Raw genomic sequence first — 7,464 nt, forward strand, 5'->3', positions numbered from 1 at the left:
AACGCGGCAGTTGTGGCGGGCGCCACCTTATTGCGCAAAGGGGTCGATCTCGGTCGGCATCTGGACCCCGGCGCCATGGGCGGCGACTTCGCCGTATTGCGGATGCCGTGCGAGCCGTCTGGGCGGATCCTGTTTTGGGCCGCAACCATGTGAGTGGTCCGCACGCTCAGTTATCCCGATGACCGGACGGCTCGCTACCTCCTGGCGCGATATGCGCCACAGCGCTTCGAGCTCCGCCTACGGCGTGAGCAAGGTGGCGCCGCGCGGGGCGCGCCGTCTCCGCGTTCAGGACGGAAACGGCGGTGTCCCTCAAACTGACCGGACGTGGGGGAGCAGGGCGGCGATCGCCGGTGCCCGGCGGCACCGGCGGTGCCCCAGACCCGCCACGTGACCGGGTCAGTTGCGGGCGGCGTCTTCGGTACGCAGGTGGCGGACGCCACGAGGTGTCAGCAACGTGCGCAGGCCGCCGCACAGGGCGTCGGCGATCAGGGCGAGCGCCGCCACCCACAGCGCGGCGGCGATCACGCCGGACAGGCCGTAGGAGACCTGGTTGATGAATGATGTCGCCGAGCCCGCCGCCGCCCGCGACCGCGGCCAGCGTGGCACTGGAGATCACGTACACCACGGCGATCCTGATCCCGGTGAACAGCACCGGCAGCGCCAGCGGCAGCTCCACGCGGAAGAGGATCTGCCGTGCGGTGAGCCCCATGCCGCGCGCCGCCCGTACCAGGTCCCGGTCCACCTGCTCGATCGCCAGGTAGGCGTTGGTCAGCATCGGCGGCACCGCGATGATCGTCAGCGCCACCAGCACGTTGGCGAACCCGATGCCCAGCAGCCCGAGGAAGATCGCGATCAGCGCCAGGCTGGGCAGGGCCCGGCCCACATTGGACACGCTGACCGCGATGAAGCCGCCGCGTCCCAGGTGACCCAGCCAGATTCCGAGGGGCACGGCGATGACCGCGGCCAGCGCGAAGGCCGTCGCGGACAGCAGCAGGTGCGAGCCGGTCTTGCCGAGCAGCAGCCCGGGATTGCTCGCCATGAAGCCGAAGCTGTCGAGAAAGGTGTCCATTCAGTTTTCCCTGGGGATCGCGGCCCACGGGCTCAGCAGCCGGCCGACGGCGACGATCAGCCCGTCCGCCGCCAGTGCCAGCGCGACGGCCAGCGCGCCCGCGGCGACGAACTGGGTGGTGAACGGGGATTGCAGGCCCTGCAGGATCGGCGAGCCCAGCCCCTGGTCGATGATGAACGCCGCGATCTCCACGGTGCTGATCGTGGTCACCGTGGTCACCCGGAGCCCGGCCAGGATCGACGGGACGGCCAGCGGCAGTTCGATGCGCAGCAGGATCTGCATACGGGTCAGCCCCATGCCCTCACCGACCCGCCGGACGTCGGCGGGCACCTCGCGCAGCCCGGCCAGGGTGCTCTTGAACAGCACCATCAGCGTGTAGGCGACCAGGGCGATCTCGACGGTGAGGATGGAGACGCCGGTGCCGGGCACCAGCAGCTCGAACAACGCCAGCGGCGGGATCGTGTAGAGGAACGCGGCCAGCCCGCCGAACGGGGCCTCCAGGCGGCCCTTGAAGTGCGCCAGTAGCGCCGCGGCGAACGCCAGCACGAAGCCGATCCCCACGGCGATGACGGTCAGCCGGACGTGTTCCAGCAGGGCGGGCCAGAACACGCTCGACCAGTTCGCCGTGAACCAGTCGACGCAGAAGAACCCGTTGTCGGAGACGCAGTCGCTCGCCTGTCCGAAGTCCGGGATCACCGGATCGGGCGCCGTGGCCGCCACGATGGTGAACGCGGTCATCGGGCCCGCTCGCTCGTCTGGGTCCTGAGCATGTCCAGGGTGACCGCGCCGATGACCCGCCCATCGCCGTCGGCGACCGGCAGCCGGTCCGCGCCGGAGGCCATGAACGCGGCCAGCGCCGTGCGCAGCGTCTCGGACGAGCCGAGCGGCTCCCCTGAGATCCCGTCCGCGGGCTCCAGCGGCAGGTCGGACAGTCGGCGCAGGGTGAGGGCCCGGAGCCCGCGGTCGGCGCCGACGAACCTGGCGACGAAGTCGTCGGCGGGCGCGGTGAGGATCCGCTCGGGCGTGTCGTACTGGGCCAGCCTGCCGCCTTCGCGCAGGATCCCGATCCGGTCCGCCATCCGCACGGCCTCGTCGATGTCGTGGCTCACGAACAGCGTGGTCTTGCGGACCTGCGCGTGCAGCCGCAGGAACTCGTCCTGTATGTGCTCGCGGGTGAGCGGGTCCAGGGCGCCGAACGGCTCGTCCATCAGCATCACCGGGGGGTCGGCGGCCAGCGCGCGGGCGATGCCCACCCGCTGCCGCTGCCCGCCCGACAGCTGGGCCGGGTAGCGGCGGCCGAACTCGCCGGGCGGCAGGCCGACCAGCTCCAGCAGCTCGTTCGCCCGGTCCCTGATGCGGCCGGGCTTCCAGCCGAGCACCCGCGGAACGGTGCCCACGTTCTCCTCGATCGTCATGTGCGGGAACAGCCCGACCTGCTGGATCACGTACCCGATCCGGCGGCGCAGCTCGATCACGTCGTGCTCGCCCACCCCGGTCCCGTCGATGCGGATGTCCCCCGAGGTCAGCTGGACCAGCCGGTTCACCATGGTGAGCGCGGTGGTCTTGCCGCTGCCCGACGGGCCGAGCAGCACGCAGATCTCCCCGGCCGGCACCGTCATCGACAGCTCTTCCACGGCCGGCCCGGCCGCGCCGGGGTAGACCTTCGTCACCCGGTCGTAGACGATCTCGGCGGCTTCGCTTGTCATCGGTTCTCGTCCCTTCGCGTCGTCGTCGGCCGGACCATCGCGCTAGATCAGCCGGTTGGCGCGCAGGAAACGGCGCGCCACCTCGGCCGGGCTGAGCCGCAAGATCGCCACCGCTTCGTTCAACGCCTGCATGGCCGGCTCGGTGAGCAGCGCGTTCACCCGGTTCAGCGGGCCGGACACGCGGGCCCCGTACTGCCGCAGGATGGGCAGCCGGACGACGGGCGCCACGTTCTGGAAACCAAAGATGTGCAGGTCGTCCTCCAGGATCGTGAAGTCGTACCGGCGTAGCTGCGGGTCGGTGGTGAAGACGTCGGCCGCCTGCACCCGTCCCGACTCCAGCGCCGGGTACTGCAACCCGATGTTCAGCGGCCTGACCTTCAGCCGCGGCAGCTTGTAGGACTTGACCAGGGCCTCGTAGCCGAACGGCCCGGTGATGTTGTCCGGGTACTCGGCGTACTGGACGTCCCCGAGCTTGGCCAGGTCGGCGATCGTGCGCAGCCCATGGCGTTCGGCGTCGGCTCTCCGCACCGCCACCGCGTTGCGGTTCTGGAACGGGGTCTTCTCCAGCAGCGTCAGGCCCCTGGTCTCCTCGAACCGCTTGGCCTCGGCCCAGGTGCCCTCGGCCGTGGGCGGCAGCTTCTCGGCCAGCGCGATCGACTGGAGGATCACCCCGGTGTAGTCGGGGTAGAGGTCGATCTCCCCGCTGACGATGGCCCGGTCGATGATCGTCGAGCTGCCGATGTTGGACTTCAGCACGACATGGAAGCCCTGGGCGGTGAGGAGCTGCGCGTACAGCTCGCCCATGATCCAGGACTCGGTGAACTGCTTGGAGCCGACCTTGATGGTGGGCCCGCTGCCCGCGACCGAGCGGGCCGAGGCCAGGACGGCGGCGCCGCCCGCGACGGCCAGCCCGCCGGCGAGGAAGGTCCGGCGGTTCGTCACACGCCCCTCCGAGGGATTGTCGCGTTCCAGGTCCGGTGGAAGACCTGCTCGCCGCCCTCGTAGGCGGTGAGGCTGTCGCTCAGCGAGAACGAGGTCGCGTCGGCGGTCATCCGGCTGTAGGTCACGATCCGGGTGTGCCAGTCGCCGCGGCCGATCTCCTCGGTCCGCTCGCATTCGACCAGCGTGGCGCTGGGGTCGCCCTCGGTCAGCGAGAACCGGTCCACCGCGCCCGCCCGCCGGTACGCGCCGTCGGTGAGGTCGGTGAAGTCCTCGCCGCCCTGGTCGAGGGTGATGGTGATCCGCCCCCGCACCGTGTCGTGCTCGATCGTCCGCGCCGGTTCCGACAGCCGCCGCGTGAGAGGGGCGGGCAGATCCGGCAGGGGCGGCCCGTACGGGCGCAGGTCGGCGTCCTCGGCACGGGCCGGACGCACGGGCAGGTGCAGCGCGGACGGGCCGCCGGGCAGCAGGGTCACCGTGGTCGGCTCGGGGGAGGGCCAGGCCAGCGGCCAGTACGAGGCCGACACCGAGACCCGGATCCGGTGCCCGGAGCCGAACGCGTGCGCGGTCGGGAGCAGCGGCACCGTCACCTCGTACGGGACGCCCGGCTCCAGCGGGTTCGGGTGCTCGTGTCCGTCCCGGTGGGTGAGGTTGAGCAGGCCGCGGGTGATCAGCCGGGACGAGCCGTCCGGGGCCACGTCGCACAGCCGTACCGCCAGCAGCGCCGCGGGCCGGTCGGCCGACACGCGCAGGGTGACCGCCGGCAGCCCGAGCACCTCGACGCGCGTGTCCAGCGGGGACGAGGTGTAGGTGTGGGACAGGCCGTCGTCCGCGCCCTGCGCCATGAACTGCCCGGCGACGTCGCCGAACTGCAGCCAGCTACCGCCGTACGCGCCGATCGCCACATCGCTGCGCAGCGGCACCGGCGCGTCCTCGTCGTCCGCGCGTGCTCCCAGGACGCCGCCCGCCAGCGGATACGGGCGGTACTCGATGCGCGGCGAGGGCCAGGAGTCCTCGGCGACCCAGCGTCCGGGACGCTCCTCGGTGTCGGTGCCCGGAGCCGCCCACTCGGGCATCCAGGCGCGCAGCGCGGGCTCGTCCATCACGCCGGTGTCACGGCCCCGCAGCCAGTGGTCGAACCACCGGACGACCTCCTCGTGGAAGTCGATCGCCGGTCCAGGAACGCCCTGGTGAGGATAGTTGTGCGCCCACGGCCCGATCAGACCGCGGGCCGGGGCGTCCAGTCCCTCCAGGAGCCGCAGCACCGCCCCGCAGTACGAGTCGTACCAGCCGCCGACCGCCAGCACGGCCGCCTCGATCGCGCTGTAGTCCTCGCAGACCGAGCCGTGCTTCCAGTACGCGTCGCGCGCCTGTGGGCGAGCCACTCCTGGCCGTACGGCGGGGTCTCGGCCATCCGCCGGAACCACTGCTCGCGCCAGCCGTCCCCGACCACCGCGGGGTCCGGCGGACGGGCGTTGTAGGCGAACATGGTCGACGCCCACGGCAGCATCTCCGAGGCGATCAGTGCCCCGCCGGTGTAGTGGACGTCGTCGGCGTAACGGTCGTCGGTCGAGCAGACCGTGACGATCGCCTTGAGCGCGGGCGGGCGCAGCGCGGCGATCTGCAGCCCGTTGAAGCCTCCCCACGACTTGCCGATCATCCCGACGTTGCCGTCGCACCACGGCTGCTTGGACAGCCATTCGATGACCTCGGCCCCGTCCGAGAGCTCCAGCGGGGCGTATTCGTCCTGCATCTGGCCGTCGGAGTCGCCGCTGCCCCGCATGTCCACCCGGACGGCCACGTACCCGGCCGTGGCGAACCGCGCGTGCAGGCTGTTGTCGCGGATGGCCGTGGCGTCGTTCTTGCGGTACGGGATGTACTCGAGGATGACCGGGCGCGGTTCGGCCTCGGCGCCCGCGGGCATCCAGATCCGGGCGGCGAGCCTGGTGCCGTCCTCAAGCGGGATCCACACATGCCGTAACACGCGGACCGGAGGCGCCTCGCCGGCGGCGCCACCCCCGTTCCGTCCCGCTACGTCACGGTCCGACGCCGTCTCCTCCGGCCAAGGCACGCATAACTCCTATTCGAATGAATGCTGGCTACATCGAATATCGGAGTACTCTGCCACCTTGTTCCGGACATACCAAACCCCCGCATGTCATGTGAATGTCAAGTGATCCGTTGGGACAGAGGGTCGCCGGACGTCCTGCCGTACGTGCGGAGAGGCGGTCAGGGTGACGGACAGGGCCCCTTTTCGACCAGGTCAGCGAAGCAATTCGAGGGGGCTGCGCCACCCGCCCCCGGATGACCGAAATCCGGGTCCCGTGCCCTGGCGGCGGATCTCCGAGATCCGAGCCGATTCCGATCCGGACGGCGGGGCATGGCGTTCAGGATCGTGCGTCCGCCTGGCCGACTTCATGCGTGCGCTCGGCATACCCGGCGACGGTTCCTGACGCGGCCCGATGCTTCACACGGACGGCTCGGCCTTGACCAGTCCCACGAGGTAGTCGATGGGCGGTGTGGGTGCCGGAAAGCACGCCGCTCTATGCGCCCCGCCGGTGCTTCGGGAGCCATCGAGTCGATCTTGTCGAGTGATCTCGATCTCGGTGGCTGTAGCTGGGGGCTTGGTGTGGACGCTGCGCATGCCTGCGGATCCGAAGACCTATCCAAATCTGAAAACCGCCGACGCGCATGAGGTCGCAGGCTTGCCGGGCTGCCCGACGACTTGGGAGGTCGGGCTCTTCTCTGCCATTGTTGATGAAAGGGGAGGCCGTCGTCCGCGCAATGGCCTCGTGGCGAGGCTGCCGAAACGCCACATCGGCATGGCCGCGAGTGTCTCCTCAGCCGGGACCGCTGGCATACGGGGAGTTCGAGCGTTCACCCAGTACTGGTCCCATCCTCGTCCGACGAAAGCGCGTCCGGGTCACGCAGCGGACACAGGGCGCCGGCGGCCATGGAGGCGACAAGGTGTGTCATGCCGCCTGGTAGTACAGGTCGAGGGTGTCGGTCAGCCCTCCCCAGCGCAGTGTGAAGGACCAGCATCCGGTCTTCGGCATGTCGATGATGGACGGCCCGGGACCGCCCTCGACCACACGCTCGACCGCCTGCCCTCCGTCCGCGGGTACTGCGGTGATCTTCAGTTGCGCGTCCTTTGCCGACCCGGCCCCGCCGGAACCCCGCTCTTTCGCGACCCAGAGAATCTTGTTCTGTCGTGCGTTCCCCGGTGGCACGTGCAGGGGGTGGCCGAAAACCACCCCGGCGATCAAACCACGCTCACCGAGCACGTACGTCACCCGTGCGTCTTCGGAGAACCCGCTGCGCGCCCACGTCGGCAGCTCACCGGAGTGCATTTCGGGGTGGCAGCCGTTCGTCTGCTCCGACTCGGCGGCGGATCGCGTGCCCTCAGGATTGCCGGAAGACGCTGTCGAGGACCCTTCGTCCACGCCGCCGGAACACGCCCCCAGAGCGACCGCACCTGCGACGACCGTGGCTAGTAGCGGTGTACGCGAAAGACGCAGGTGCACGAGAACTCCTTGCCGGTAGAGGGCTGGGGGTCGACGGAGAGCTGAAGCCCGCCTACCGGGCTCGCCGCGCCATCCGACGGCGCTACGGCTCCAGGCTGATCTACTGAGCTTTTCGTTAGTTGTGTGGTGTTGGAGGGTGGATTTCCAGTCCGGTGTGGGCCAGGAAGGACCATGCGAGCTGTTGGTCCTGGCAGATGCGGTTGATGCCGGCCTCAGCGGCGTCGGC

General features: G+C 70.2%; 5 protein-coding genes and 1 pseudogene. All 6 read right to left on the reverse strand.

Annotated elements, in window-relative coordinates; translation table 11 throughout:
- Nucleotides 1–166 precede the first annotated feature (166 nt).
- The 6 genes and pseudogenes from QSK21_RS34895 to QSK21_RS34925 all read right to left on the reverse strand — a co-directional run bounded on the left by QSK21_RS34895 (nucleotide 167) and on the right by QSK21_RS34925 (nucleotide 7,238).
- The gene (locus QSK21_RS34895) at nucleotides 167–1,069 is read right to left on the reverse strand and encodes an ABC transporter permease (protein WP_285702021.1); all 903 of its coding nucleotides are present in this window, start codon (nucleotides 1,067–1,069) and stop codon (nucleotides 167–169) included.
- Nucleotides 1,070–1,807 (reverse strand): ABC transporter permease, encoded by a 738-nt coding sequence (locus tag QSK21_RS34900; protein ID WP_285702023.1) that lies wholly within the window; start codon nucleotides 1,805–1,807, stop codon nucleotides 1,070–1,072.
- Nucleotides 1,804–2,775 (reverse strand): ABC transporter ATP-binding protein, encoded by a 972-nt coding sequence (locus tag QSK21_RS34905; protein WP_285702024.1) that lies wholly within the window; start codon nucleotides 2,773–2,775, stop codon nucleotides 1,804–1,806. The genes QSK21_RS34900 and QSK21_RS34905 overlap by 4 nt, the downstream gene beginning before the upstream one ends.
- A gap of 42 nt (nucleotides 2,776–2,817) precedes the next feature.
- Nucleotides 2,818–3,717 (reverse strand): ABC transporter substrate-binding protein, encoded by a 900-nt coding sequence (locus QSK21_RS34910; protein ID WP_285702026.1) that lies wholly within the window; start codon nucleotides 3,715–3,717, stop codon nucleotides 2,818–2,820.
- Nucleotides 3,714–5,638: pseudogene (locus QSK21_RS34915) on the reverse strand (CocE/NonD family hydrolase). The gene QSK21_RS34910 and the pseudogene QSK21_RS34915 overlap by 4 nt, the downstream one beginning before the upstream one ends.
- 1,048 nt (nucleotides 5,639–6,686) lie before the next feature.
- A complete protein-coding gene (locus QSK21_RS34925; RefSeq protein WP_285702028.1) occupies nucleotides 6,687–7,238 on the reverse strand; it encodes a hypothetical protein in 552 nt (183 codons plus the stop codon).
- Nucleotides 7,239–7,464: the final 226 nt, after the last annotated feature.

The organism is Actinomadura sp. NBRC 104412 (assembly GCF_030269515.1).
Taxonomy (GTDB): domain Bacteria; phylum Actinomycetota; class Actinomycetes; order Streptosporangiales; family Streptosporangiaceae; genus Spirillospora.

Excerpts from the sequence above, each read along its gene's own strand:
- QSK21_RS34900 (WP_285702023.1), bottom strand. The coding sequence starts at position 1,807 with ATGACCGCGTTCACCATCGTGGCGGCCACGGCGCCCGATCCGGTGATC.
- QSK21_RS34895 (WP_285702021.1), bottom strand. The coding sequence starts at position 1,069 with ATGGACACCTTTCTCGACAGCTTCGGCTTCATGGCGAGCAATCCCGGG.
- QSK21_RS34905 (WP_285702024.1), bottom strand. The coding sequence starts at position 2,775 with ATGACAAGCGAAGCCGCCGAGATCGTCTACGACCGGGTGACGAAGGTC.